We start from the raw sequence: 2,102 nt of genomic DNA, 5'->3' as shown, positions 1-2,102 counted from the left end.
ATTTATCAAAGCTTAAAACGTCCACCACAAATTCAAGTACAGGCTCCGAAGGGATCTCATAAACCTTTGGTTTTAGGTTTGTTTAGCAGTGCGGCTATGGTTATTGCGGCATTATTTTATTTACAGCACGATTTAATTGCTGCAAGTATCGCTATAAGTAGCGCTATTATTGGTTTTATAGCAGCATGGCGTAGCACATAAACTAAGTGCTATTTACGTTTTTAGGCGTATAATTAGTATTTAAAATATACACTTTATAATTATGAAAACGGGAGATAAACATGGGATTTGGCGGTATTAGTCTTTGGCAGTTATTGATTGTATTAGCAATTATTGTACTTTTGTTTGGCACTAAAAAATTACGCGGTATTGGTGGGGATTTAGGTGGAGCAGTTAAAGGCTTTAAAAAAGCAATGTCTGACGAAAAAAATACAGATAAAGAAAAGCCAGAGCAGATTCAAAAATCAGAAGAAAGTGCACCGCTTGATTCTGCCCATACTGAAAAAAATAAAGACAATAACAAGGTTTAATTAGCATGGGGATGTGGGAGCTAATTGTTGTTTTAATTGTTGGTTTAGTAGTGCTTGGTCCAGAGCGTTTACCTGTAGCAATTAGAACGGTAAGCCGCTGGATAAAAACTGCAAAGTCGCTTGCTAACTCAGTGAAAGCTGAAGTGAGCGAAGAGTTGCGTGTGCACGAATTACACGAAAACCTTAAAAAAGCGGAGCAACAAAACTTAACCGATTTAAGTCCTGAACTACAAAGTTCACTAACTGAACTACAACAGGCCGCTCAGTCTGTGACCCACAGTTATAAAAAAAATCAAATCGATCCCTCTAATAAGCAAAATATTGATGATACAAAGTGAAATTAATTTCTCACTTTGTGGTCAACTTACTAAATGGTATAAAAAATAATGGCTGAGGAAGTAAAATCGGGGTTTGTCGCGCATTTAATTGAATTACGCGATCGGCTGATTAAATCACTATTAAGCATTTTAGTTATTTTTATTGCAATAGTGTATTTTGCAAACGACATTTATACATTTGTTGCAGCGCCATTAATTTCACATTTGCCAAACACTGCAACCATGATAGCAACTGATGTCACAGCGCCATTTTTTGCCCCTTTTAAACTAACGTTATTTGTCGCATTATTTGCCTCTATTCCGTGGATATTACACCAGGTTTGGGGTTTTATAGCTCCGGGATTGTATAAGCACGAAAAACGCATGTTAATGCCAATACTCGCCTCAAGCATCTTTTTGTTTTATGGTGGTATTGCCTTTTGCTACTTTGTAGTACTGCCAATTATTTTAGGCTTTTTTACCAGTGCGGGTCCTGCAATGCTCACCTTAGCACCGGATATTAGTAGCTACTTAGGGTTTGTACTAAAACTATTTTTTGCCTTTGGTGTCGCTTTTGAAATTCCAGTAGCCATTATGCTGCTGTGCTGGAGCGGCGCTACAACAACGCAAAGCTTAAAAGAAAAACGTCCCTATATTGTAGTGGGTGTTTTTGTAGTAGCGATGTTTTTAACACCGCCCGATGTATTGTCACAAACTTTATTAGCGCTACCTATGCTTATTTTGTTTGAGCTAGGCCTAATTTTAGCTAAATTTTATACCGCTAAACCACAACAAGAATCTGAGGAATAACATGAACAAAAAACTACTCTCACTATTAGTTTTGTTAAGCGCACCGACTTTTGCAGCCACAGCTATTAACGAGCAAGCACTGCAAGCATGTAGCTTTATTGAAAACGACTTTAACCGCCTGCTTTGTTACGATAATACGGTTGCCGGTAAACCGCTGAGCAAGCCTACTGTAAATAAAACACTCTCACCAACAAATACAGAAGCCACCGCACCTGTTGCTGTAGCGGTAACACAAGCAGAAGAGTTTGGTTTCAGAGCATAAAAATATTGCGAAAGAAAATGACAGCTCTATTAGCTCAACTGTATCAGCCATTAAAGAAGCAGCTTATGGTGAGTTAATTATTACTCTAGAAAACGGCCAACAATGGCGCCAAATTGGATCTGACGGCATAACGCTAAAAGAAGATGACAACGTGGTTATTAGTCGTGGTGTATTTAATTCTTT

3 protein-coding genes and 2 pseudogenes are annotated in these 2,102 nt (G+C 38.0%); all 5 read left to right on the top strand.

The annotated features are described in order from the left end of the window. Positions 1-201 (top strand): annotated as a pseudogene (gene ubiB, locus P20439_RS12565) (ubiquinone biosynthesis regulatory protein kinase UbiB); the annotation flags it as partial. An 80-nt stretch (positions 202-281) separates the two neighbouring features. Next, positions 282-530 carry a Sec-independent protein translocase subunit TatA gene (gene tatA, locus P20439_RS12560; RefSeq protein ID WP_008467382.1) on the top strand — a complete coding sequence of 83 codons (249 nt, stop codon included), beginning with the start codon at positions 282-284 and terminating at the stop codon, positions 528-530. 11 nt (positions 531-541) lie between these two features. Further along, a complete protein-coding gene (gene tatB, locus P20439_RS12555; RefSeq protein WP_242376063.1) occupies positions 542-868 on the top strand; it encodes a Sec-independent protein translocase protein TatB in 327 nt (108 codons plus the stop codon). 48 nt (positions 869-916) lie between these two features. Continuing rightward, positions 917-1,657, top strand: a complete 741-nt coding sequence (tatC, locus tag P20439_RS12550) for a twin-arginine translocase subunit TatC (RefSeq protein ID WP_008467379.1) — start codon at positions 917-919, stop codon at positions 1,655-1,657. A gap of 1 nt (position 1,658) precedes the next feature. Then, positions 1,659-2,102 (top strand): annotated as a pseudogene (locus P20439_RS12545) (hypothetical protein); the annotation flags it as partial.

It is taken from the genome of Pseudoalteromonas sp. BSi20439 (genome assembly GCF_000241165.1).
In the GTDB taxonomy this organism is placed as follows: domain Bacteria; phylum Pseudomonadota; class Gammaproteobacteria; order Enterobacterales; family Alteromonadaceae; genus Pseudoalteromonas.
Note: the sequence above shows the minus strand (reverse complement) of the source record. Positions and strands in the feature narration are given on the sequence as shown.

Coding starts and splice junctions, on each gene's coding strand:
- tatA (WP_008467382.1), top strand. CDS start 282: ATGGGATTTGGCGGTATTAGTCTTTGGCAGTTATTGATTGTATTAGCA.
- tatB (WP_242376063.1), top strand. CDS start 542: ATGTGGGAGCTAATTGTTGTTTTAATTGTTGGTTTAGTAGTGCTTGGT.
- tatC (WP_008467379.1), top strand. CDS start 917: ATGGCTGAGGAAGTAAAATCGGGGTTTGTCGCGCATTTAATTGAATTA.